Genomic DNA, 21,449 nt, shown 5'->3' with positions numbered 1-21,449 from the left:
GGTCAGGTCCGGAAGGAACCAGCGTTTCCTGCCAGAATGGCTTTGGCAACATCCAGAACCGCTTCGACACTCAGGTCTTCCAACGACGCTTTTCCTTCCGGCCCGGGAGCCGCGATTGCGAACGCCTCAGTCCCCGACGGCGCATATTCGGACCTGCGGGAGGGCCCAAACAGACCAAGCGTGGGCGTTCCGGCAGCGGCGGCCAAATGCATGAGGCCTGAGTCATTGCCTACAAAGAGCGCACAACGAGCAAGCAGCGCTGCCACCTCTCCGAGAGACCTGTCTCCGCCGAGGTCCAGCGCCTCCGGGAGCGCTTCCAGAACAGGCCTGGCGCGTTCCTTTTCGGCATCTCCCGGCCCATAAAACAGAACAGGTCGCATCCCCTGACGACGCAGGCCCTCAGCAAGCGCGACAAATCGTTCTGGAGGCCAGATCTTGCCATCCCAGTTCGCCGTTGGCCCCAAAGCCAGCCAAGGGCCACCCGCAAGCAGGTCTTCTGCGGTTTTGTCATGTTGGCTGGAGGTCCAGACACGCGGCATCGGGGTTTTGTGACGGCCAAGCGCGTCACGAAGCTGCTCGATTTTGCGTCCGTCCCGGCGTCCTCCCTTAACGATCAACCTTCGACGCGTTCGGAGCGTGAGGCTGAGGAGGGAGCCTCGAAGATCCACGACCATAAACCAGCGCGTTCGAACGCATGCAGACCAGAGGTCCAGCCAGTGTCGATCGTGGCGGCGTTTTTCAAGAGTAATAACCCGCTCACAGCGAGGATCTGGCTCGAACAACCCTGCCGCGACCGGCCCACAGACAACGGTAAATAAAGCTGCCGGATAGCGTTTTTCCAGAGCATCCAGCACACCGGTGGAAATAACGGCATCGCCAAGCCTATTGGACGTGATGAACAGGATCTTCATCAGTCGCGGCGCCACACTGGATCCTTTAGACCATCCACAAACGCTGTATGAGCCGCCAGCTCTTCTGCATTCGGGAGTGCCATTTTCCGTGGGGTCCGGTTCGCGAGCATATCACCCGCTTCTGCAATACTGCGGCTCCGTGAAGGTCCAGCCAGTCCAAGCCCGCGCTGGCGGCCGCCCATCAGTTCGACATACACTTCCGCCAGCAATTTGCAGTCCAGCAGAGCGTTATGGGTGCCACGCTGGGACAGGTCGATGTTGAAGCGCCGACACAGCGCATCAAGGCTGGCGGGCATACCCGGATATTTTTTGCGCGCCATTTCCACGGTATCGATCGCACGACTGGCGTAATCCAGCGGCGCGCGACCGCATTTTTGCAGTTCGGCGTTCACGAATTTGAAGTCGAAGCGAGCATTATGCGCAATCATGGGGGCGTCGCCAATAAACTCCAGAAATCCGTCTGCGATTTCTGGAAACTTCGGCGCACCCTCCAGATCTTCAATCCGAAAACCATGCACCTTCGTGGCCTCGGCCGGAATGTCGCGCTCAGGGTGCACCATAACGTGGTAATAATTGGTCGTCGGCAGATCATCGATTAGTTCGATGGCCGCGATTTCGATGATGCGATCGCCCTGATCCGGGTCAAAGCCTGTGGTTTCCGTATCGAACAGGATCGAGCGTTTCATGAAGCCTCGCGCAGACGGTGCAAAAGAGCGCGAACCTGCCGGGCAGCAGATCCACGGGAAAGGCCGGTTCGTATCACGATGTGTGCCCGGCGTCTGCGTTCGTGGTCCGGCATTTGCCGTGCGATGAGGGAACGTGCTTGTGCCTCGCTCATTCTGGCACCCGTTTTCCCGCGCTGATGAATACGGGACAGGCGTGTTGCCATGGGGGCCTCAACCACCACCACTACATCGCATTTCCGGTCTTCCCCGATTTCCATCAGGAGCGGAATATCCAGGACACAGAACGGTTCTTTTCGCGCACGACATTGACGCAGGAACCTCCCGCGCTCGGCTTTTACAAGCGGATGCATAATGGCCTCCAACGCTTTAAGCGCGACGACATTTCCAACCACAGCCTGACGCAGGGCCATACGATTCAGAGCGCCGTTCTGCACTGCAACAGGAAAGACGCGGGCAATGGCGGGGAGCGCCTTTCCTCTTGGCCCCTGGAGGGTCCGCACAACAGCGTCCGCGTCAAAAACCGGTACACCGGCCCGGCGAAACAGAGCGGCGACTGTACTTTTCCCCGCCGCCATTCCGCCTGTCAGACCGATGATTTTCATGGGTTAGCGCAGACTTGCAGCCAGTAGATTAAAGGTTGCCTCATCGGCTTCCGGGTCCACCCCGAACCAGGATCGAAACCCTGCCCGAGCCTGATGAATCAGCATCCCGAGACCATCAACCGTTTGCAGATCGGCAGCTTTTGCCGCTTTCAGGAGCGGTGTCTCCCAAGGAGTATAAACAATATCTGTCACGCACAGGCTGGACCCGGCCTGTCGCAGCATTGCGCTCCAGTCTATGTCGACTTTGCCATTCATCCCCAGCGACGTTGCATTGACCAGAAGTGAACAGCCCGGAAGGAGAGACGGCCAGTCATACCACTCGACAGCTTCCCCTCCCTTCAGGGCCTCGACCATCGCTTCGGCGCGCGCCATGGTTCGGTTCGCGACTACAACTTCACAGCCGCGATCCAGCAGTGCAGCCGCAACGGCGCGCGCTGCGCCTCCAGCCCCAAGGATTAGCGCTCGGCCGGACAAGATGACGCCATGTGCGGTGAGGTTGTCACAAAAACCCGTGCCGTCAGTGCAGTCACCGATAATCTGACCATTCTCAAAACGCACAGTGTTAACGGCTCCCGCACGCCTGGCGGTATCCGTCATGCTGTCGCAGGCCCGCATCGCGGCTTCCTTGTGCGGAATCGTGACGTTCACGCCCCGAAAGCCCGCTGCAGCCAGTCCCTTGAGAGCAGCCTCAAAATGTTCCGGTCGCGTGGGGAGCGGCACATACGCCCCGTTCACATCGTGCACCCTGCACCAGTGATTGTGCAGCATGGGCGAACGGGAATGCTCCACGGGCCATCCCATGACACCAGCAAGTTTTGTGTGTCCGTCAATCATGCAGCCAGTGTCTCCCAGACCTGAGGCAGAAGTCTCGCGAGACGCTCCGCCCATGCACGTTGCCCCTCCTCATCCGCAATAAGGTCCTGTCGAAGTTCAATTTCCAGATAGGGCAACCCGTTTGCTTCTGCATGCCGGGGGACTGTGTATTCGTTGGTATCAGTCAGGACGTAAGGCTCGTTGTCTCCAACGCAAAGGTCACCTTCTGCCCGCAGAGTATCGATCATCACACGAGCCATCCGGCTATCCTTGTGATGAAGAATGCCGATCTGCCAAGGGCGCCAAACACCCGCCATTTCCGGAGTAAAACTGTGCAGAGCAATCAACGCCGTCGGGCGCGATGTCCGTTCCGCCAGAACCTCGGCAATTGCATCGTGATAGGGATGGAGGATTTCGCGCTCGCGCCGTGCCCGGCAATGAACAGGCGCTTCACTGTTTCCTGGAACGTGGGTCCCATCACTGACATGCGGCATGGATGTCGGGTGACCCGGCGCGCGATTACAATCGATGACCAGCCGGGAATAGACCTGCTCGATCAGGGGAGAGCCCAGCAGGTCACGCAGAAAGCGCCCTACCCCGACGATTCCGATGTCCCATGCAATGTGCCGGTGCCAGTCGGGTTCCCCAACGCCCAGAAACTCCAATGCTTTGGGAACAGCTTTTCCCGCATGGTCACTCACCAGCACAAACGGTGACGGTTGGGTCTCGGGGAACAGGAGGAACGGTGCCGGATCATCGGCACCCAGCAGAGAAAGGGACATCGACTCTTTACGTTGTTAGCCTGCGAGGACGGACAGGGTATGGCGGACCGCATCGGCAGACCAGTCCATATTCCCAATGGCCTCGGCGACAACTTCACCCTTGGCGTTCAGCAGAAGGGACCGGGGCACGCCATGCAGCGCCATGACACTTGGCGTAAGATCTTTCAGATCGTCCGGACGTACATGCTTGATAGACGCCACAAGAGCATCCTGATCCGCCGTTTCCATCATTACAGAGGACGTCGGGTCCACGAGAAGCGGCAGGGCGTCAATCTTGTGTGCATCATAAAAGGCCCGGACCTTGGGCACCGTACTGCCGCGCACGGCTGCCGTCACAATCTGTGGCCCATCCGCACCCAGAGCCTTGGCCGTCGCGTTAACGGACGGAAGTTCGCGAATGCATGGCGGGCACCAGGTCGCCCAGAAGTGCAGAACGAAGGGTTTTCCGAACCAATGCGACAAAGGGACTTCCTGCCCCTGCTCATTCTGGAAAGAGAGCACTGGCAGGGCACGAGGCTTGGCCAGAACGCCGAATGAATTCGGGACAAAAGGTATGCCTTTGTCTTCAGCTGAAGCGCTGAAAACACGGGAAGAAGCGAGCAGTCCGGCGGCTCCTGCGAGCGCGGCACGGCGGGTCAAAGAAAAAGTCATCAGTGGAATTCCTGGTGTCGTCAGAAAATTAAAATCAGATTCCGGCAAGAACGTCGTGCAGTTGACGTGCGGCATCAGGGGCGGACCAGTTCACGCCACCTTCGGCCGCAGCCCGAACACGACCCGACGAATCAATCAGGTATGTGACTGGAATGGCGACATCGGATGTCTTCAACCATGCTTTGTAAGCAGCCTTGTCCATCGTCCACGCCGGGATGTGCTTCAGAGCCGCGTCATCCAGAAATGACGCAACCTTTTCCGGTGTGCCACTGGCTACAGCAGCGGGAATGATGGGACAGTCTGTTCCCAGGGAAGCACAGAAAGCGTCGAGCTTTGGAAGCTCCTGTTTGCAAGGACCGCACCACGTTGCCCACACATGCAGTAGGAACGGCTTACCTCGCATCGAGGCCAGCGATTGCGTTGCCCCTGCTGGGCCAATCAGTTGCAGCGCTACGGGCTCAAGCTGCGGCTTACCTGGCGCCAAATTCCTGACCGAACGAAGATTTTCCTGCTTTCCAGCCCATGCGGCGCCAGAGAGGCCGGCAGCCACGCTTAAACCGCCTACGCCCGCAATAAATCCACGCCGACCAATCGTCACTGCCATCAAATCACTCGTTCTGCTGTCACTTTCGCCAGAACACCATTACTTTTTCAAAGCTGCAATAACTTTTCTGAACTGCGCCACACTCTCTGGCGCCTCCCAGTCCGTTTCGCCTTCAATCACCGCGCGAAGACGACCCTCTGCATCAATCAGATAGGTAGAAGGAAAGCTCAGCGGCTTATCACCCAGCCAGCTCTGGAATTCATGAGCATCCGCAGACCACGGATCAATATGGGTCAGATTTTGCGCCTTAAGAAACGCAGCGACCGCATCCGGCCCATGACTGGCCATGGCGACCGGGACGATAGGGCTGTCGTCCCCAAGCGCCTTCATAAAGGCGTCCAGTTGCGGCAGTTCATGCTTGCAGGGCGCACACCAGGTTGCCCAGACATGCAGAACAAATGGCGTGCCACGCCAGGCCGACAAGGCACGACTGCCGCCCTCGGGCCGCTGAAGCTTCAATTCCAGCGGAGCAAGACGTGCCGCCCCCGGCTCCAGAGACGGAACAATCGGTTTCGGGCGATCTTCAGCACGTGCGGAATTGCGCAGGCTGGCCGCCGCAGCTAGGCTTAGGCCTCCTGAAAGAAGGGTTCGCCGGTCGATCTGCTTCTGTTTCATCCTGTTACGGTTATCATGAAAAACGTTCCTGTCGAAAAAGAAACCGATCCTGCCTCAAGCTTTGAAGGTACGGCTGCAAACCCGCAATGGGGTGGCCGTTTCGCCTCCGGACCGGCTGCGATCATGAGTGAGATCAACGCTTCCATCGGCTTTGATAAAATCCTCTGGCGTCAGGATATCCGCGGCTCCCTCGCACATGCAGCGATGCTTCAGAAGGTCGGCCTTCTGACGGAAACCGAACTTGCGGAAATCCGGCAGGGTCTGGGTGATATCGCACAGGAAATCGGCGAAGGACGCTTCGAGTTCTCCCCTGCCCTCGAAGACATTCACATGAACATTGAGGCACGCCTCTCCGAGCGGATTGGCGAAGCCGGCAAGCGCCTGCACACGGCACGGTCCCGCAATGATCAGGTGGCCACAGATTTCCGCCTGTGGGTGCGTGATGCGATTGACGGCCTTCAGGAACAGACCGCCTCCCTCATGCGCGCCCTTGCGACACGCGCACTGGAACATCACGCAACGCCGATGCCCGGCTTCACGCATCTTCAGGTCGCTCAGCCTGTAACGTTCGGCCATCACCTTCTGGCTTACGTCGAAATGCTTTCACGCGACCGTGGACGCCTGCGCGATGCACGGGCTCGATTGAACGAATGTCCGCTAGGATCTGCGGCTCTGGCTGGAACGTCCTTCCCGATCGACCGTGCAATGACGGCAGCAGCGCTGGATTTTGATCGCCCGACGGCCAATTCGCTCGACGCCGTTTCAGACCGTGATTTCGCTCTGGAGTTCCTGTCAGCCCTGTCTCTTCAGGCTATGCATCTGTCGCGACTGGCTGAAGAAATCGTCATGTGGGCATCTGCTCCTTTCGGATTCGTAACCCTGTCGGACGCGTTCACGACCGGCTCGTCCATCATGCCGCAGAAGCGTAACCCCGACGCGGCTGAGCTGGTGCGCGCCAAGATCGGCCGCATTATGGGGAATTTCGTTGGCCTGCTGACTGTTATGAAGGGCCTGCCGCTAGCCTACGCAAAGGACACACAGGAAGACAAAGAGCCTGTCTTTGACGCGACAGAAGCCATGACACTGTCCCTAGCTGCCATGGACGGGATGATCCGGGACCTTAAGCCCAACACAGACCGGATGCGTGAAGTCGCAGGCATGGGCTTCTCCACCGCCACAGATCTGGCGGACTGGCTGGTGCGTGAACTCCGCGTGCCTTTCCGGACGGCTCATCACGTTACAGGCCGTTTGGTCGGCCTGGCTGAACAGAAAGGCTGTGATCTGGCTGATCTGTCCCTTGCCGAAATGCAGGCTGTGGAACCAGGCATCACTGCAGGGATTTTTGATGTTCTGACGGTTGAATCTTCCCTCGCCTCCCGCACCAGCTTTGGCGGCACGGCTCCGTCCAACGTTCAGCACCAAGCTCAGGCCTGGCTGAACAAACTTGGAGAGACGACATGAAACGTTTTTTGATTCTCAGTCTGACTTTTCTCGCTCTCAGCACCAGCCTGAGTGCCTGTGGAAAGAAAGGGGCGCCACGCCCACCGGGCCCAGACTCTGACGTCACATACCCGCGGAGCTATCCTGCGGAGTAGCACTTTGCTCCGGTAAGCACTTTTCATGGGATGCTCCCACTCCGCTGGGTCATCCCATGATTTCAGCTCTCCGCGAGTGCTTGAAGCACGAGCGGATGAGCCAGAACCTGCTCGGCAGTCCATCCAGCAGCACGCAGCGTCCGAATACCTTCCACTCCATTCCGTTTTGAGAGCTTCTGGCCACCTGCGTCTTTGATAAGGGCATGATGGCGATAGTGAGGTTCTGGCCATTTCATCAAGCACTGAAGAACACGATGAATGGATGTTGCGCCATACAGATCCCGACCACGCGTGACACAGTTCACACCCTGTTTGGCATCATCATGCGTGACGCAGAGGTGATAGGAAACACCCGTGTCCCGTCGGGCCAGCACAACGTCTCCAAATTCGTCAGCGCGGCCAGAAATTCTTCCCTGCCCCACTTCGTACCAAGACGGAACTTCCTGAAGCTCATCAAGCGCGCGCTGCATGTTCAGGCGCCAGGCTGGCACACGCCCGGATATTAATCGGCCGCCACAGAGACATGTGCCCGGGTAAACAATACTTCCGTCTGGAGCATAAGACGTAGAAGCCGCAGCAATTTCAGCTCGTGTACAAACGCAGGGGTAGAGAAGCTCCCTGTTCCTGAGTTCAGTCAAAACATGGGCATATTCCGCCAGATGCCGGGATTGTTGACGCACAGGTTCCTGCGACCATAGCCCCAGCCATTGCAGATCCTCGCCCAGCGCATCGGTAAAAGCTGATGTGCACCGCGCGGTATCAATGTCCTCAATCCGCACAAGAAACCGCCCACCCTGTCCGGCGGACGCACGCGCGTGAAGGGCAGACACAACATGTCCAAGATGCAGGAAACCAGTCGGGCTGGGCGCAAAGCGCGTTACAGGAGACAGCGTCATCAAGCTTTCATCAGGGTTTTCTTGCAGTTCATGAAGTTTACTGAAATAGTCATCTCAAAGAAGCCGACGACGCATGTTTATCGGCGTTTGTCTTAAGTTTTCTACGCCGAAGTTCCCGCATGTGCCGTCCTTCAAAAAAGGAAGCGCGTGGTGCCTGTCAGTAGTCAGCATTTTCCGGCTCTTGTTCTGAATGCGGATTTTCGTCCGCTCTCATACTTTCCGCTGTCGCTATGGTCATGGCAGGAAGCCGTGAAGGCTGTGTTTCTGGACCGGGTATCCGTTCTATCAGAGTACGAAGACGCCGTCGTTCACTCTCCCAGCATGGCCATGCGCCTTCCCAGCGTCATCGCACTGAAAGATTACATTCCTTCAGCACGAAAACCCGCCTTCACACGATTCAATGTCTTCTTACGGGACAATTTTTCGTGTCAGTACTGCCATGATCGATTGCCAACACATGAGCTGACCTTCGATCACGTCATCCCCCGTGCGAAAGGGGGAAAAACAACCTGGCAGAACGTTGTTACCGCCTGCAGCCCCTGCAATCTCCTTAAAGGCTCCCGCCTCCCCAGCGAGATCGGCATGCACCCCCACCGAAAACCCGATCAGCCCAGCAGCCGCCTTCTTCAGGAAAACGGGAGGACCTTCCCGCCCCACTATCTTCACGAAAGCTGGCGTGATTATCTGTACTGGAACACTGAACTGGAGACCTGACACCACGTTTAGTGTCTCCAACTCCTGCAAGGATCACGTTCCATGCGTACAGGTCTCTTTGTTACCGCTCTCGCGCTGGGTCTCTCTGTTACAGCCCTGCCTGCTTCTGCTGAAACGATCCATCTTTTTGGTCCGTTCAAGGGCGAACATGGCGCAACATCCCCGATCAAGGGATCTGCGTCTGCCATGCTAGACACAACCAAAAACACCCTGACGTACCGTTTCGAAGACAACGGTTTGACAGGTCCGGTCAATGCAATCCACCTGCATGGTCCGGCAGCTGAGGGTGAAGATGCCGGCGTAATTGCGCCGATCCCTGGCCCTTACCAGACCCGGATGACGGGAACCCTGACACTGACTGCAGATCAGGTGAAGGACGTGCTGGCTGGCAAAAGCTACATCAACCTGCACACGGAAAAATTCCCATCCGGTGAGGCCCGCGCCCAGCTCACGACTGAGCTGACGGGCCACAAGCACCATATGGAACACTAAGGTCTTTCCAGCCTAGACAACGGCCTGCTTCTTCCGAAGCAGGCCGTTATTTTGGATAGAGCTTAACGAGCGTTTATACCCGCCTCAGGTGACCATCCAGTCACTCGAGGCGTAGTTTTATGCGGATAAAGAGAAGATCTCCCCCCCTCTATCTACCTTCCTTAGCTGCGATGAATTCGAGCCGACACATAAGGTTTCGGCGTGTACGTCAGATCGGGCACCCAGGGCCACGTCGGTTTACGGCGATGATTACCGATATTGACGATATCCTGATTGATTGCCCCCGGCGAAAGCGCCATGAGCGCCGGATTCGCCAGCGGCTTCATGGTTGGGTTGAGATACCCGCATTTCAGAACGACAATACTGAAATTGGTTGGCTCCAGCCCAATATCCCGGAATGCTTCTGCGGAATGATACAGACGCCGCCGAGCAGAAAGCGTCGCCGTGATGCCATTGAATTCAATGACAGCTTCACCTTCATCGGGATGCGAGACCGGCGTCAGATGCTTCACAGTCGCGCGGACATGCACAGGCTTGCACATCACGGGGTCTAAAGTCGCGCCGATAGATAACGGAAGAACTGCGCCAACACCCGCCTTGTAACAGGCATCCGTTGCAGGCCGATCCGTCATGCCACCCAGCAGAACATTCTTCGCGCCAGCCTTTAGCAAAGCCTGAAGGAAAAAAGTCTGGTCAGAGTTTCCGCCACCGCCCGGATTATCTCCGGAATCTGAAATGACCACGGGATGCGTTTTTGACGACATCGCACGGCTGAGACACTCATCGATCGTTCCGGTTGGTGTGCCGAAATGAAAGTCGTGTCGTGCGTCCCAGTATCGCTGCGCCAGTTCCGTAGCGATGCGTTTCTGCTCTTCGACGTTCGTACCTGTGACAACCACGGATGCAGCCGAACGGGGTTCATCAGCCCAGACATATCCAACCAGTTGGGAAACATCGAGAATACCCGGAAGCCGATTATATTCCGCTAGATCTGCCCACAGGCGGCGTCCCGGTTCCCATTCTGTGCTGCTCTGCTCCCCCGGAAGCAGCGCCGGTATGCTTGCCCACACAATTCCGGGGCGCAGGCCGTAACGCAGACAATGCGTAAGCATATCCGTAGCCCGCATGACATTCTCGATACGATCAACATGCGGCGCCGTGCGGTATGCCGTCAGAGCATCCAGTGTATCCACACTGCGCTGACTGAGATTGCCGTGAAGATCGTAATAGGCGGACAACAGGCAATCCGGCCCGACGACAGAGCGCGTTGCGGCATACCAGTCCCCCTCCGCATCATCCATGCCTTCGACACTCAGGGCACCGTGCATAGCCAGGTAAACACCATCCAGCGGTAGGAGCTTGCGCAGACGCTCAAGATATTCTGCTTTCAAAGCCTCATACGTCTTGCGCTCAACTGGGCCGCCTGGTGGTGCGGATGCTTCCAGGGTCGGCAAGAGGTCAAAATCATAACGATGCAGCGGCTGGGACAGCGGCGCTCCAAAAATCTCATCACCTCGGAGCGTGGTGAACTCCGGCATGCGGGAGCGAATACGGCTGTAAGTGCTGCATTCTGACGCAATCCCACCCACGGCAATCCGGGGCGTACCTTTAAAAGCTGGTATCAGCCCGTTTCCACGATCTTGGGCATACCCCTGCCCTCGTAATGCCAGTAGACCCGCTGGAAGCATCTTCAAGATCAGTCTGCGACGCACGTCGTTAGCCCTCGTCCTATTGTCCAGATGTTCAAAAAGCCGGAATTGTCGCAGCTCTCTTAAAGCGGAGGCCCGCCCAGAGTACTTCGCTGCAGGCGCCTCTAAGCAAAAAATGGACCGGCCTTCGAACTGTCACCGTGCCTGACACCGGCAATTCCTCACTTGTTTTGTCCGCCAGAAAATGGCGATGACACGAACATGCGAAAGTCTGAACGAGATCGATATTGTTTTGCTACAAAAACTAATGTCGCAATGCACGTTAAATTGACGCGAGGCAAAACAAATGGCCGCCTTGATGGCAAGATCATAAAAAAAAAGGCCCGTCCCTCTCGGGACAGGCCTTTCCAAATGACAGAGGTTTAGAACCTCATTCCCACTCGATTGTTCCCGGCGGCTTGGACGTAATGTCGTAAGTCACGCGGTTAACACCCCGGACTTCATTGACGATACGGCCAGCAACACGATTCAGGAACGCGAAGTCGAACGGATAGACTTCAGCGGTCATGCCGTCAGTGCTGGTCACGGCACGCAGAGCGCAGGCCTGATCATAGGTCCGGCCATCGCCCATCACACCGACAGTCCGCACAGGAAGCAGAACCGCAAAAGCCTGCCAGATGGCATCGTACAGGCCGGCATTGCGGATTTCTTCTAGGTAGATCGCATCCACCTTCCGCAGAAGATCCAACTTTTCCTTGTCGATCTCACCTGGAATACGAATAGCAAGCCCCGGCCCCGGGAACGGATGACGGCCCACGATATGTTCCGGAATGCCAAGTTCACGCCCCAGTTCACGAACTTCGTCCTTGAACAGTTCGCGGAGAGGCTCGACCAGCTGCATGTTCATGCGATCCGGCAAGCCGCCAACGTTATGATGGGACTTGATGGTAACGGACGGGCCACCCGTAAAGCTGACGCTTTCAATCACGTCTGGGTAGAGCGTGCCCTGAGCAAGGAACTGTGCGCCACCAAGCTTTGCAGCTTCTTCCTCGAACACTTCGATAAAGAGACGACCAATGGTCTTCCGCTTGATTTCCGGATCTTTGACACCTGCAAGTTCACTCAGGAACAGGTCAGATGCGTCGCGGTGAACCAGACGGATATTGAAGCGACCGCGGAACGTCTTAACGACTTCGTCGGCTTCCCCGGAACGCAGGATGCCTGGATCCACGAAAATACAGGTTAGCTGGTCGCCAATAGCATCATGGATCAGCTTCGCAGCCACGGAGCTGTCCACACCACCGGATAGACCACAAATGACGCGGCCGTCCCCGACCTGCTTGCGGATACGAGCGATTTCCAGCTCACGGAAGCCAGCCATCGTCCACGTGCCGCTGCAACCCGCTACATTGTGCGTAAAGTTGCGAATTAGCGCAGCACCATGCGGCGTGTGCACGACTTCCGGATGGAACTGCACACCATACAGGCGGCGGCCTTCATCGGCGATGATCGCGAACGGAGCCCCTTCCGAATAGGCAACAGCGCGGAAGCCCGGCGGAAGCTGCGTGACGCGATCGCCATGGCTCATCCAGACCTGTTCGCGCTTGCCGCGTGCCCAGACGCCACGGAACAGGGCGCAATCTTCAGCGATGTCGATATAAGCGCGACCGAATTCACGATGTTCGTGCGTTTCGACCTTGCCGCCCAGCTTCTGGCACATGGCCTGCTGGCCATAGCAGATGCCAAGAACCGGGCGATTCAGTGAAAAGACGATTTCCGGAATCGCCGGAGCATTTTCGTCATGGACGCTGGCAGGGCTGCCAGACAGAATGATACCGCGCGGATTGAATTCACGGATCTTCTCGTCCGTCGCCGTGAACGGCCAGATCTCACAGTAAACACCGCTTTCACGCACACGGCGGGCGATGAGCTGCGTTACCTGGCTGCCGAAATCCAGAATGAGGATACGGTCTTCGTGAAGTGTTTCGTCGAGTTTCGCGACGGTGCTGGCGTCCTGCTGGGTCAATGTGATGGCCTCGCGTTCCGTGTTCATGGTGCCTTTTGATGCTCTCCTATAAGGTGTTGTGTCGTCTGCGTCATCCATTCTGCATCACAGGACAGGCACAACATGCGTCCGATTGCTCTTTTTTCTCTTTCTGCCATGGCTTTTCTGGCAGCCTGCGCCACTCCTGATCCTGGAAATGATCCATCAGGCCGTTGGGTAGGCGCTCTCGTCACGGATCAGGGCTCCTGCCCGACGGAACGCACGTCCACACTTGATATTCGTGGGCGAAAGATCGTTTTCACACCGGGAGATGGCTCTGAAGTGCTTTCTGGCATCTATCAGCCCGGCGTTCATCACTATCACGCAGAGCTTGCCAGCAAGGACATGAATGGCCGTACGACCGCGCTAGTTTTTAACGGATATCCCGTTGGTCAGGCGATTGGTGGCACTTTTGGTTCCAGTGCCTGCCGTGCTCACATCACCATGACAAGAAAGTAGAAATTAATTTTCAGAGGGGGGTTGTCAGGTTTTGAAACCGCCTGTAAAACCCCGCCTCAAGACGCACCCGTAGCTCAACTGGATAGAGCACCAGACTACGAATCTGGGGGTTAGAGGTTCAAGTCCTTTCGGGTGCACCATCTTATTTTTGGCTCTGCCAAAAACATACAGTGTTCGCACCCGTAGCTCAACTGGATAGAGCACCAGACTACGAATCTGGGGGTTAGAGGTTCAAGTCCTTTCGGGTGCACCACACAACATCTTCACAAAAATCAGTGCTGCAGTGCTTTCAGGGCACGATAGACGTCTTCCCATTCATATGGCTTGGGAAGAAACATCGCCTTGTTTGGCAAAGGTCGTTTTTCCTGAAGATAAGCACCTGACGTCAGTACAACGCCGATCTGCGGCCAGCGAGCTCCAACTGTCTCAGCCAGATCCAGTCCGTTGAGCCGCCCGGGCATGTTCACATCCGAAAAGACGAGATCGACCGTCTCACCTTTGGAAAGAATATCCATCGCCTCATCGGCAGTGGCAGCAAGAATCGGGTTATAGCCGGCGTCTTCAAGCATATCCGCAGCCAGAAAGCGCAACAGGGCCTGGTCTTCAACAACCAGAACATTCTTGCGATGCGTCAGATAGGCGTTGCTCGCATGCATGCCACGAGACTGCCCGACAGACGCCGTTCCTTTCCCTGCCATGACATACATAAAGTGCCCCTTTCCGGACCGAATAAAGAGTGGGGAACACCAAAGATGATGTTTCCCGATCCTTCAAACGCGTCATGCAGGCGATGTTTGCAGAATTATGAAAATTCTTCTGCCATCAACTAAGGAACAAGTGGGGCAGCCAACCCACCCGGCCCCACATCTGCCGCGACAGCAAGCCCGCCGATACCCCACGTTCCGTCAGGCTTTTGAAGCAGAAGCGGAGCGCCGCTCACTCCCTTTGTCGCCTCGCAATCGTGATGGACAAGACCACTGACTGTCACTCCGTTGATATGACAGTCCAGATCGCCGAAAGGCACTTCGTTTCTATCTTGCGAATACCCAACCAGCATTGCCCTTGCGCCATCCTGCACAGGAATCGCCGGAAGCAGGTCCCGCGTCGCGATGACTGGTTCCGACAGCAACAGTGTTGCCCGATCACTGGCCCCAGTAGCGGATTCGTTTTTCGGGTCGTATCCGGGGGGGATAATGAATCGGACAACATGGGCGTGTTGGCGGTATGAGCCCCGCGAGTATCCCATCAGCACATGAACATCGCTCGGCCGTATATAAGTGTGCGCTTTCGGCAGCCAGAGACAGTGAGCTGCCGTCATGACCACATTGGGAGCTACGGCAAAACCCGTACATTTAGCGCCGAGTTCAGTCTGTACACGCCCCAGAATTCGCCAAGGTGCCGCACGGACGTCAATCAGTTCACGTCTGGCCCCATCCCCAAGACCGGGCAGAGACGGAAGAGGCTGCGCACAGACCGTTCCCACCACCAGCAGTCCCAGAAAACAGGGCCAGTATTTCATTCCAGATTGTCCGGACCGAATGCGTCAGGCAGCAACTCTGCGAGGGTGCGTGTCAGGAGCAACGTTCCTGTGGGCGAAATCATGTGCACTTTCAGATCAGGCAAGCCGAATTCACGGAGTTTCTGCCGACAGCCACCGCACGGTGTGCAAGGTTGATCTCCACCACCCACAATCACGATTTCCTCAATACGTCGGCCCCCGGCAAGAATCATGGCCGAAATGGCCCCGCCTTCAGCACAGGTTCCAAGCGGATAGGCTGCATTCTCGACATTACAGCCTGAATGAACCACGCCCTCACAGCGCAGGGCCGCGCCAACCTGAAAGCGGGAGTACGGCGCATAGGCCCGGGATCGGGCTTCAAGAGCCCGGGAGATCAGTTCTTCCATCATAATTCAGACACTAGCGCCTGTCTGAACAGCTTGGAACATCCAAGCGTCCACGATACGGTAGGAAGATCATGAATGCTCTCTCTTCCGAACTCACGCTCAACGACCTTCTGACAAGCCGCCCTCCGCTGGAGGTCAATGCGCGCGATGGTCTTCTTTTTGAAGGCGTGCCTCTGCATGTCATCGCCGCCGTAGCAGGAACACCCTGCTGGATCACGGGAGCAGGCACTCTGCGTCGCCGTGCAAACGCGCTCAAAGCTGCGTTTGAAGCCCGCAATTTGCCGGTGCATTTCCATTTCGCGATGAAATCACAGGATCATCAAGCCACACTGACGATCCTTCGCGAATGTGGCTATGGCGTGGACATCGTGAGCGGTGGAGAGATGACCCGCGCGCTACATGCCGGGATCAAGCCGGATGGAATCGTCTTTTCAGGCGTTGGAAAATCGGATCTTGAACTTCGCGCAGCAGTGGAACACGGCATCCGGCAGATCAATGTCGAAAGCGTCGAAGAGCTTTATCGCCTGAACGATATTGCACGGTCCTGTGGCAAGATTGCTCCGGCGGCACTCCGCGTGAACCCGGATGTCGACGCACAGACGCATGACAAGATCAGCACGGGCCGCGCAGGAGACAAGTTCGGGATTGAGCATCGCCGTGCGGTTGAACTGTACGCCGAAGCTGCTGCTTTGGAGCATGTGGAGCTTCTCGGCCTGGCGGTTCATCTTGGCAGTCAGATGCTAACGGCCGAGCCCTTCCGCCAGGGCTATTCCCGTCTGGCAGATATGGTTCGGGAAATTCGTGCCCTTGGGCATGCCGTCAAAACAGTGGACTGTGGCGGCGGCCTAGGCATTCGCTATCAGGACGAAATTGCTCCGCCACCGGAAATGCTGGCAGGTGTCATTGCCGAAACACTTGGAGACCTTGGGGTAGAGCTCAGCATTGAGCCCGGCCGCTGGCTCTCTGCTCCGACAGGAATTTTGCTGTCCCGTGTGATCGAAACAAAAGCAGGCAATCCGGATTTCGTCGTGATCGACGCAGCAATGAACGATCTCGCCCGTCCTGCGCTTTATGATTCTTGGCACGGTATCCTGCCCGTCGCTCCGGCGGCATTTAACGATGCACTCAAGCCATGGGACGTGGTGGGGCCAGTCTGTGAAAGCAGCGATATCTTTGCCAAGGACCGGGTTCTGCCCGCTTCCTTAAAGCGCGGAGATCTTGTCGCCCTTCTGGATACGGGAGCGTACGGATCCGTCATGAGTTCGACCTATAATTCCCGGCCGTTTGCTGCGCAGGTTCTCGTTGATAATGGTCGCTGGGAGATCATCCGCCAGCGACAGAGCGTAGAAGACCTGATCGCCGCAGAAACCGTTCCGGATTGGCTCCTGCCCGCCCATGGCTGATTCGTTTGCCGCAGCAGCTCGCCTAGCTTCCGTCCGCCGTCGCGCTCGACGCGTTCTGTGGTGGGAACACGCCTGGCCAGCTCTGCGCTGGTCTTTGCTTCTCGCGGCATTCTATCTGCTGGCCTGTCTGGCCCGCATTCCCCAGTCATTGCCTGACTGGTTACACGCTCTTTTCGAGCTCACAGTCTTAGGGACTGCCTTCTGGCTGGGCATCAAAGGCCTGCGTACTATCCCGCAGCCTACGGATGCTCAGGTTGATCGCCGGATCGAGCGCGACTCTCGCCTGGCCTACCAGCCCCTTCTGACCTTAGCAGACCGCCCCGCCTACGCAGCAGATGGCGAACAAGGCGCCATCTGGACGCAGCACGTTCAACGTGTGGTTTCTTCTCTAGGACCGCTTAAGGTCAGCCTGCCAAAGCCAGACGTCACGACGCAGGAAAAACTCGGGCTTGCCTCTGTCGCCGCAGCCCTTGCCATTGCGGCCGTTCTGAGCGGATCACATTCCCAATCCCGCTTGCACGCTGGCCTTGTGCCCGGTGTCGATGACGACAGTATTCCGCTCCCGTCCGTTCAAGCCTGGATCGACCGACCATCCTACGCTCCCGGCGCGCCAGTGTTTCTGTCGCAAACGCAGCAGGGCAATCCCATCCACGTTCCTCAGGGCGCCATTCTGAATGCGACCATCACAGGCACATCCGGACGTCCGGTTCTTCGGGGGGTGACCTCCATCAGTCATGATCGTCTGGACGAACAGAGCTGGAGCGAAAAAGCGACGTTGCAGCAGACCGGCACTGTCACGCTAAAAGCCCGCGGCCGTACGCTGGGTTCATGGCGCGTGGACGTCGAGCCGGATCTGCCCCCAGTCGTAACCTGGGACGGAAAACCCGCTCCCCAGAAAGATGACTGGCGCACCAGCCTTCCCTGGCACGTTCAGCAGACTTATGGCGTAGCCTCTCTGGAAGCGGAAATCCGACTGCCTGACCTGCCCAAAGGCCGCGTCGTGCGTGTTCCAGTGCCGCTGAATGGACACCCCAAAGATGCAAAGGGAGAGGCACGCCCGGATCTTTCTTCGGACCCATTTGCCGGAATGGAAGTCGAAGGCCGCCTTCATGCCGTTAGTGTCTCCGGCCGGGAAAACCACAGTGCTTTTGTGCACTTCCGCCTAGGCTCCCGGAAGTTTTCGGATCCACTGGCACGAGCCATTGTCGCATTACGTCGCCGGTTGATGCTGGGACAGGAACGTCCGCAGCAGGCGGCAGACGAACTGAAGCTCCTGACGCAGACAACGGATGTCCTCGCCCTCCTCGCCCCACTTGGCCTCGATATTGCTTCCCTGCAGTCCAATGCTCCTGAAGGCGCGGCGGAACAGGTGCCGGGGCAGCTTTGGGCACTGGCTCTGTATCTTGATGATCTACGCCGGGATGGGCCGGAAATTGCGGATGCAGCCGCGGCCGTCCGTGCAGCGCAGCAGGGTGTTCAGCAACAGCTCGATCACATGCAGTCTCTGGGAGAGAAAGGCCATACTCTGGCTGAACAGGAAGAACTTCAGAAGCGCACGAAAGCTCTCAAGGACGCCCTTAACCACCGCATGCAGCTTCTTTTTCAGAAGGCAGCCCAGAGCGGCATCATGATGCCGCAATCCGGCACAAGCTCTGCTGATCCATGGTCAGATCAGATGCAGCGCCTTCAAAACGATGCATCGCAGGGACATGGGGACGAAGCGTTACGTAAACTCCAGCAGATGGAAGACATGGCCGAGCATATGCGTCAGGCCACGCCGGAAGATCTGAAAGCCCTCGCGGCTCAGATGAAGGCTCAGGAAGAGGCACGGGCACAACGTGCCGCCCTTCATGATCTGGTTCATCGGGAAACGACCCTGCTGGACCATGCACAGGCCCGTTTGTCTGCTGCCCGCAAGGCCGCTCTGCCGCCTGACCAGCAGGACGGCCATGAAGACATCAGCCAGATGTCTACAGCCGATTTGCTGCGCCAGCTTGGAATGCAGCCGCCGCCGAATATGGAACAGTCAGCATCTCCTAAACCGGTAGCGCCTGTTGATCCTGCGACAGTCGCTGCGCAGTCGCCTGAGCGCCGTGCAGATCATGCCTTCCAGCGTGCATTGTCTCGTGTGGATGAAATTCTTGGCCGGCGGGTAAAAGACCTGACAGGCAAGCCCGCCACTGCGTTCGACAAGGCAAAAGCGGATATGCAAGATGCTCGCAAGGCCTTGGCAGACCGGAAGGATGATCAGGCGCTTACGGCAGAACAGAAGGCTCTCGCAGATCTGTCTGAGGCCGGAAAGCAGATGCGCCAGAGCCAGAAGTCCGGCGGGTCTGGCCAGGGTAAAGGCGGAAGCCTGAGTTTCATCCCTTCCATGGGCGGTGGTGGCTCCGGGCAACAGCAGCATGGCAAAGCTGGACAGCAGGGTGACGGAGGCGATCAGCCTAACGCCGGGGATGATGACGACGGGGACGAAGACCGCAAGGATCAGGATCCACTGGGCCGCAAGCTCGGCGAAGGTCAGAGCGGCAAGGATTCGGACGCCCACATCCCTGATCGTAACGCCCGTGACAGGGCACGGGATATCGAACGTGAACTACGTCGTCGCGCTTCCGACAGAACCCGCCCTCAGGGTGAACTGGACTATCTGGAACGTCTTCTAAAGTCGTTTTGAAGCTACAAAAAAAAGGTGCTCCGGATTTTCTCCTGAGCACCTTTTTTATACCGAAAACAGATATGTCTCAGGGAACGCGATAAAACGGGTTGGGGAGAAGGAAGCCCTTCTCTGCATGTCCGTCCGCAAGATCAGAAGGCTGATCTCCCAAGCTTGCAATGATCGTATACCCCTTGGCCTCGATGGCAGCGCGTGCTGGAGCCTTATAGTGCGCCGCATACCCATGAGATGTCATTGGACGCAGATCCAGCCCGTCCCAATGCTTGATTCCAGCCAGATGAAGATTGCGTGCTGTCGCTTCACGCTCATCTTCATGACGGCCTGTGATGAAGAACACAGCGACATGATTCCGTTCGGCTTCATCAATCAGAGCCAGCGTGGAAGCGAACGCCGGAGCACGGCCGCTCTTTTCCCAGGCAATCGCCCCGCAAGGACCTTTCGGCAGCGCATCACAGGGACCATTGGCAATATAACCAAAGTTGTCCGCCCGGATCTCGTCCCAATTGGAGAGTGTCGTCTCATCAATATCGAGAACAATAGCTGGCTTGTGCACCTGAGGCGCCCGCTCGGACACCCAGTGACGAGCCTGTGCGATCACCGTGTCAAAATCGTGCTGGTAGTCACCACTATCGTGATACGCGCTGGCAGCCATGACAGCGTCACCAACGTTGGCAGGCTGCTCGGCGTAGGCCGCAAATGGCGTGAGAGCCGCACTGAAGAAAAGCCCGGTGGCGAGCAGAAAGGAACGGGTCATGGCGGGGCCACCTTTCGCGAAAAGAGAACAAGACCGACCCCAACGAGGGCCAGAGCCGTTCCGATAACGGAAACACCGGGATAACCCAACCCCATGGACAGGGCGACACCACCCAGAGCGGCCCCAATCGCATTTCCAAGATTGAAGGCACCGATATTGACCGAGGATGCCAGGGCTGGTGCATCGTGAGCAGCCTGCATGACCCGCATTTGAAGAGCTGGCATCAAAGCAAAGGTTGCTGCGCCCCAAACGAGTGTTGCGATCAGCGCACCTGGTACGGTTTGAGCCACCCAGGGGAAGAGCAGCATGACAGCACCCAGAATGGGAAAAAACATCAGCAGACTGCCATCCAGAGAGCGATCCGCGCTGCGACCACCAATCGCATTTCCGATGGAGAATCCAACGCCCGTCAGCATCAGGGCAACCGTAATGACCAGTGGGCTGGCATGCGTGATGTGCTGAAGAATAGGCGTGATGTACGTGTAGAGCACGAACATGGCCCCTGCCCCGATGGCCGTCGTGGTCAAAGCGAGCAGAACATTCGCCCTCAACAGCGCCTTGAGTTCGCTGGCAACGTCTGGAACAGGACCAGCCTCACGGGCCGGAAGAGCCAGTTGCACGGCAATCATGGTCAGAACGCCCAGAATGGCCGTCACACCAAAGGCCATATGCCAGCCGAAATTCATGCCAAGCCACGTGGCAGCCGGGACGCCGATAATGTTGGCGACCGTCAGCCCCATGAACATTGTTGCAACGGCACTCGCCCGGCGCTCTGGCGCAACAACGGCAGACGCTTCGACAGCGCCCAGCCCGAAGAACGCACCGTGCGCCAGACTGGTCAGAACGCGTGAAGCGAACAGAAGCTCATAGCTTCCTGCAACGGCAGACAGGAGGTTCCCCGCAACGTAAAGCCCCATCAGGAGCGTCAGGGCGAATTTCCGACGAAGTCTTGCGAGAAGAAGAGTTATGAAAGGCGCGCCGACCATCACGCCTACAGCATAGGCCGTTACAAGTCCGCCCGCTTTCGGGACAGTAACCTGAAGGCCCTGTGCAATGACAGGCAGAAGACCCATCGGAGTGAATTCGGTGGTTCCGATGGCGAACGCGCCCACGGCCAGCGCCAATAAAGGCCAGTTCACGGGCAATCTCCGGGATTAACAAGTGTTCGAGGATGATCGAACCATGCCAGTCCCGGAGGCA

Annotated in this window: 23 protein-coding genes and 2 tRNA genes; 9 read left to right on the top strand and 16 right to left on the bottom strand. The window is 57.4% G+C overall.

Features of this window, described 5'->3' with window-relative positions; translation table 11 throughout:
* Positions 1-2: 2 nt before the first annotated feature.
* The 8 genes from KP707_RS03200 to KP707_RS03165 are packed head-to-tail and all read right to left on the bottom strand — an operon-like array spanning position 3 to position 5,664.
* Positions 3-911: a glycosyltransferase family 9 protein gene (locus tag KP707_RS03200; RefSeq protein ID WP_211502240.1), complete on the bottom strand. Its 909-nt coding sequence runs from the start codon at positions 909-911 to the stop codon at positions 3-5.
* On the bottom strand, positions 911-1,597 hold the full coding sequence (gene dnaQ, locus KP707_RS03195; protein ID WP_046899604.1) for a DNA polymerase III subunit epsilon: 687 nt from the start codon (positions 1,595-1,597) through the stop codon (positions 911-913). The genes KP707_RS03200 and dnaQ overlap by 1 nt, the downstream gene beginning before the upstream one ends.
* Positions 1,594-2,199: a dephospho-CoA kinase gene (coaE, locus tag KP707_RS03190; RefSeq protein ID WP_211502112.1), complete on the bottom strand. Its 606-nt coding sequence runs from the start codon at positions 2,197-2,199 to the stop codon at positions 1,594-1,596. Before coaE ends, dnaQ begins: the two co-directional genes overlap by 4 nt.
* Positions 2,200-2,202: 3 nt before the next feature.
* Positions 2,203-3,033, bottom strand: coding sequence for a shikimate dehydrogenase (locus KP707_RS03185; RefSeq protein ID WP_215751573.1), 831 nt, complete (start codon positions 3,031-3,033; stop codon positions 2,203-2,205).
* On the bottom strand, positions 3,030-3,794 hold the full coding sequence (locus KP707_RS03180) for an N-formylglutamate amidohydrolase (protein WP_211502110.1): 765 nt from the start codon (positions 3,792-3,794) through the stop codon (positions 3,030-3,032). The genes KP707_RS03185 and KP707_RS03180 overlap by 4 nt, the downstream gene beginning before the upstream one ends.
* Before the next feature lie 15 nt (positions 3,795-3,809).
* Positions 3,810-4,445, bottom strand: a complete 636-nt coding sequence (locus KP707_RS03175; protein WP_086634042.1) for a TlpA disulfide reductase family protein — start codon at positions 4,443-4,445, stop codon at positions 3,810-3,812.
* Between the two features lie 34 nt (positions 4,446-4,479).
* A complete protein-coding gene (locus KP707_RS03170; RefSeq protein ID WP_215751550.1) occupies positions 4,480-5,049 on the bottom strand; it encodes a TlpA disulfide reductase family protein in 570 nt (189 codons plus the stop codon).
* 39 nt (positions 5,050-5,088) lie between these two features.
* On the bottom strand, positions 5,089-5,664 hold the full coding sequence (locus KP707_RS03165) for a TlpA disulfide reductase family protein (RefSeq protein WP_211502108.1): 576 nt from the start codon (positions 5,662-5,664) through the stop codon (positions 5,089-5,091).
* Between the two features lie 15 nt (positions 5,665-5,679).
* Here KP707_RS03165 and argH point away from each other — a divergent pair, with 15 nt between their 5' ends.
* Together argH and lptM are read left to right on the top strand one after the other, a co-directional pair.
* Positions 5,680-7,125, top strand: a complete 1,446-nt coding sequence (gene argH, locus KP707_RS03160; protein WP_211502107.1) for an argininosuccinate lyase — start codon at positions 5,680-5,682, stop codon at positions 7,123-7,125.
* Positions 7,122-7,259 carry an LPS translocon maturation chaperone LptM gene (gene lptM, locus KP707_RS17220; protein WP_215751551.1) on the top strand — a complete coding sequence of 46 codons (138 nt, stop codon included), beginning with the start codon at positions 7,122-7,124 and terminating at the stop codon, positions 7,257-7,259. Before argH ends, lptM begins: the two co-directional genes overlap by 4 nt.
* 62 nt (positions 7,260-7,321) lie before the next feature.
* On the opposite strand, the gene gluQRS is transcribed toward lptM, so the two are convergent.
* Positions 7,322-8,155 carry a tRNA glutamyl-Q(34) synthetase GluQRS gene (gene gluQRS / locus KP707_RS03155; protein ID WP_211502106.1) on the bottom strand — a complete coding sequence of 278 codons (834 nt, stop codon included), beginning with the start codon at positions 8,153-8,155 and terminating at the stop codon, positions 7,322-7,324.
* Between the two features lie 150 nt (positions 8,156-8,305).
* Here gluQRS and KP707_RS03150 point away from each other — a divergent pair, with 150 nt between their 5' ends.
* Positions 8,306-8,869, top strand: a complete 564-nt coding sequence (locus tag KP707_RS03150) for an HNH endonuclease (RefSeq protein WP_046899613.1) — start codon at positions 8,306-8,308, stop codon at positions 8,867-8,869.
* Between the two features lie 42 nt (positions 8,870-8,911).
* On the top strand, positions 8,912-9,361 hold the full coding sequence (locus tag KP707_RS03145) for a CHRD domain-containing protein (RefSeq protein WP_211502105.1): 450 nt from the start codon (positions 8,912-8,914) through the stop codon (positions 9,359-9,361).
* 161 nt (positions 9,362-9,522) lie between these two features.
* Here KP707_RS03145 and KP707_RS03140 read toward each other — a convergent pair whose 3' ends face one another.
* On the bottom strand, positions 9,523-11,073 hold the full coding sequence (locus KP707_RS03140; protein WP_211502104.1) for a M81 family metallopeptidase: 1,551 nt from the start codon (positions 11,071-11,073) through the stop codon (positions 9,523-9,525).
* A 367-nt stretch (positions 11,074-11,440) separates the two neighbouring features.
* Entirely contained in the window at positions 11,441-13,063 is a 1,623-nt protein-coding gene (guaA, locus tag KP707_RS03135; RefSeq protein ID WP_174694761.1) for a glutamine-hydrolyzing GMP synthase, read from the bottom strand.
* 75 nt (positions 13,064-13,138) lie between these two features.
* Here guaA and KP707_RS03130 point away from each other — a divergent pair, with 75 nt between their 5' ends.
* The 3 genes from KP707_RS03130 (at position 13,139) to KP707_RS03120 (ending at position 13,766) form a co-directional block, all read left to right on the top strand.
* On the top strand, positions 13,139-13,513 hold the full coding sequence (locus tag KP707_RS03130) for a hypothetical protein (RefSeq protein ID WP_211502103.1): 375 nt from the start codon (positions 13,139-13,141) through the stop codon (positions 13,511-13,513).
* Positions 13,514-13,576: 63 nt separating this feature from the next.
* Positions 13,577-13,653: transfer RNA gene (locus tag KP707_RS03125), tRNA-Arg, on the top strand.
* A gap of 36 nt (positions 13,654-13,689) precedes the next feature.
* Positions 13,690-13,766: transfer RNA gene (locus KP707_RS03120), tRNA-Arg, on the top strand.
* Between the two features lie 19 nt (positions 13,767-13,785).
* Here the strand turns inward: KP707_RS03120 and KP707_RS03115 are convergent.
* From KP707_RS03115 to KP707_RS03105, 3 genes are all read right to left on the bottom strand, one after another.
* Positions 13,786-14,211 carry a response regulator gene (locus KP707_RS03115; protein ID WP_233126240.1) on the bottom strand — a complete coding sequence of 142 codons (426 nt, stop codon included), beginning with the start codon at positions 14,209-14,211 and terminating at the stop codon, positions 13,786-13,788.
* A 128-nt stretch (positions 14,212-14,339) separates the two neighbouring features.
* Positions 14,340-15,032, bottom strand: a complete 693-nt coding sequence (locus KP707_RS03110; RefSeq protein WP_211506687.1) for a serine protease — start codon at positions 15,030-15,032, stop codon at positions 14,340-14,342.
* A complete protein-coding gene (locus KP707_RS03105) occupies positions 15,029-15,421 on the bottom strand; it encodes a cytidine deaminase (protein ID WP_202206617.1) in 393 nt (130 codons plus the stop codon). The genes KP707_RS03110 and KP707_RS03105 overlap by 4 nt, the downstream gene beginning before the upstream one ends.
* 68 nt (positions 15,422-15,489) lie before the next feature.
* On the opposite strand from KP707_RS03105, the gene lysA reads away from it, so the two are divergent.
* Both lysA and KP707_RS03095 read left to right on the top strand, forming a co-directional pair.
* Complete coding sequence (lysA, locus tag KP707_RS03100) at positions 15,490-16,821, top strand: diaminopimelate decarboxylase (protein ID WP_211506688.1); 1,332 nt, start codon at positions 15,490-15,492, stop codon at positions 16,819-16,821.
* Entirely contained in the window at positions 16,814-19,495 is a 2,682-nt protein-coding gene (locus KP707_RS03095) for a DUF4175 domain-containing protein (protein ID WP_211502100.1), read from the top strand. The genes lysA and KP707_RS03095 overlap by 8 nt, the downstream gene beginning before the upstream one ends.
* 67 nt (positions 19,496-19,562) lie before the next feature.
* On the opposite strand, the gene KP707_RS03090 is transcribed toward KP707_RS03095, so the two are convergent.
* Positions 19,563-20,249, bottom strand: coding sequence for an HAD family acid phosphatase (locus KP707_RS03090; protein WP_211502099.1), 687 nt, complete (start codon positions 20,247-20,249; stop codon positions 19,563-19,565).
* On the bottom strand, positions 20,246-21,388 hold the full coding sequence (locus KP707_RS03085; protein WP_046899622.1) for an MFS transporter: 1,143 nt from the start codon (positions 21,386-21,388) through the stop codon (positions 20,246-20,248). Before KP707_RS03085 ends, KP707_RS03090 begins: the two co-directional genes overlap by 4 nt.
* Between the last annotated feature and the right edge of the window lie 61 nt (positions 21,389-21,449).

Origin of the sequence: Gluconobacter sp. P5E10 (assembly GCF_018812145.1) — a bacterium.
Lineage (GTDB): Bacteria > Pseudomonadota > Alphaproteobacteria > Acetobacterales > Acetobacteraceae > Gluconobacter > Gluconobacter cerinus.
This window is presented reverse-complemented; position numbering and strand designations above follow the sequence as displayed.

What these genes read in the sequence shown, in the direction of transcription:
- dnaQ (WP_046899604.1), bottom strand. Translation starts at nt 1,597, where the DNA reads ATGAAACGCTCGATCCTGTTCGATACGGAAACCACAGGCTTTGACCCG.
- KP707_RS03175 (WP_086634042.1), bottom strand. Translation starts at nt 4,445, where the DNA reads ATGACTTTTTCTTTGACCCGCCGTGCCGCGCTCGCAGGAGCCGCCGGA.
- KP707_RS03130 (WP_211502103.1), top strand. Translation starts at nt 13,139, where the DNA reads ATGCGTCCGATTGCTCTTTTTTCTCTTTCTGCCATGGCTTTTCTGGCA.
- argH (WP_211502107.1), top strand. Translation starts at nt 5,680, where the DNA reads ATGAAAAACGTTCCTGTCGAAAAAGAAACCGATCCTGCCTCAAGCTTT.
- KP707_RS03170 (WP_215751550.1), bottom strand. Translation starts at nt 5,049, where the DNA reads ATGGCAGTGACGATTGGTCGGCGTGGATTTATTGCGGGCGTAGGCGGT.
- KP707_RS03115 (WP_233126240.1), bottom strand. Translation starts at nt 14,211, where the DNA reads ATGGCAGGGAAAGGAACGGCGTCTGTCGGGCAGTCTCGTGGCATGCAT.
- gluQRS (WP_211502106.1), bottom strand. Translation starts at nt 8,155, where the DNA reads ATGACGCTGTCTCCTGTAACGCGCTTTGCGCCCAGCCCGACTGGTTTC.
- guaA (WP_174694761.1), bottom strand. Translation starts at nt 13,063, where the DNA reads ATGAACACGGAACGCGAGGCCATCACATTGACCCAGCAGGACGCCAGC.
- KP707_RS03185 (WP_215751573.1), bottom strand. Translation starts at nt 3,033, where the DNA reads ATGATTGACGGACACACAAAACTTGCTGGTGTCATGGGATGGCCCGTG.
- KP707_RS03095 (WP_211502100.1), top strand. Translation starts at nt 16,814, where the DNA reads ATGGCTGATTCGTTTGCCGCAGCAGCTCGCCTAGCTTCCGTCCGCCGT.
- KP707_RS03090 (WP_211502099.1), bottom strand. Translation starts at nt 20,249, where the DNA reads ATGACCCGTTCCTTTCTGCTCGCCACCGGGCTTTTCTTCAGTGCGGCT.
- lysA (WP_211506688.1), top strand. Translation starts at nt 15,490, where the DNA reads ATGAATGCTCTCTCTTCCGAACTCACGCTCAACGACCTTCTGACAAGC.
- KP707_RS03180 (WP_211502110.1), bottom strand. Translation starts at nt 3,794, where the DNA reads ATGTCCCTTTCTCTGCTGGGTGCCGATGATCCGGCACCGTTCCTCCTG.
- KP707_RS03200 (WP_211502240.1), bottom strand. Translation starts at nt 911, where the DNA reads ATGAAGATCCTGTTCATCACGTCCAATAGGCTTGGCGATGCCGTTATT.
- coaE (WP_211502112.1), bottom strand. Translation starts at nt 2,199, where the DNA reads ATGAAAATCATCGGTCTGACAGGCGGAATGGCGGCGGGGAAAAGTACA.
- KP707_RS03145 (WP_211502105.1), top strand. Translation starts at nt 8,912, where the DNA reads ATGCGTACAGGTCTCTTTGTTACCGCTCTCGCGCTGGGTCTCTCTGTT.
- lptM (WP_215751551.1), top strand. Translation starts at nt 7,122, where the DNA reads ATGAAACGTTTTTTGATTCTCAGTCTGACTTTTCTCGCTCTCAGCACC.
- KP707_RS03105 (WP_202206617.1), bottom strand. Translation starts at nt 15,421, where the DNA reads ATGATGGAAGAACTGATCTCCCGGGCTCTTGAAGCCCGATCCCGGGCC.
- KP707_RS03165 (WP_211502108.1), bottom strand. Translation starts at nt 5,664, where the DNA reads ATGAAACAGAAGCAGATCGACCGGCGAACCCTTCTTTCAGGAGGCCTA.
- KP707_RS03110 (WP_211506687.1), bottom strand. Translation starts at nt 15,032, where the DNA reads ATGAAATACTGGCCCTGTTTTCTGGGACTGCTGGTGGTGGGAACGGTC.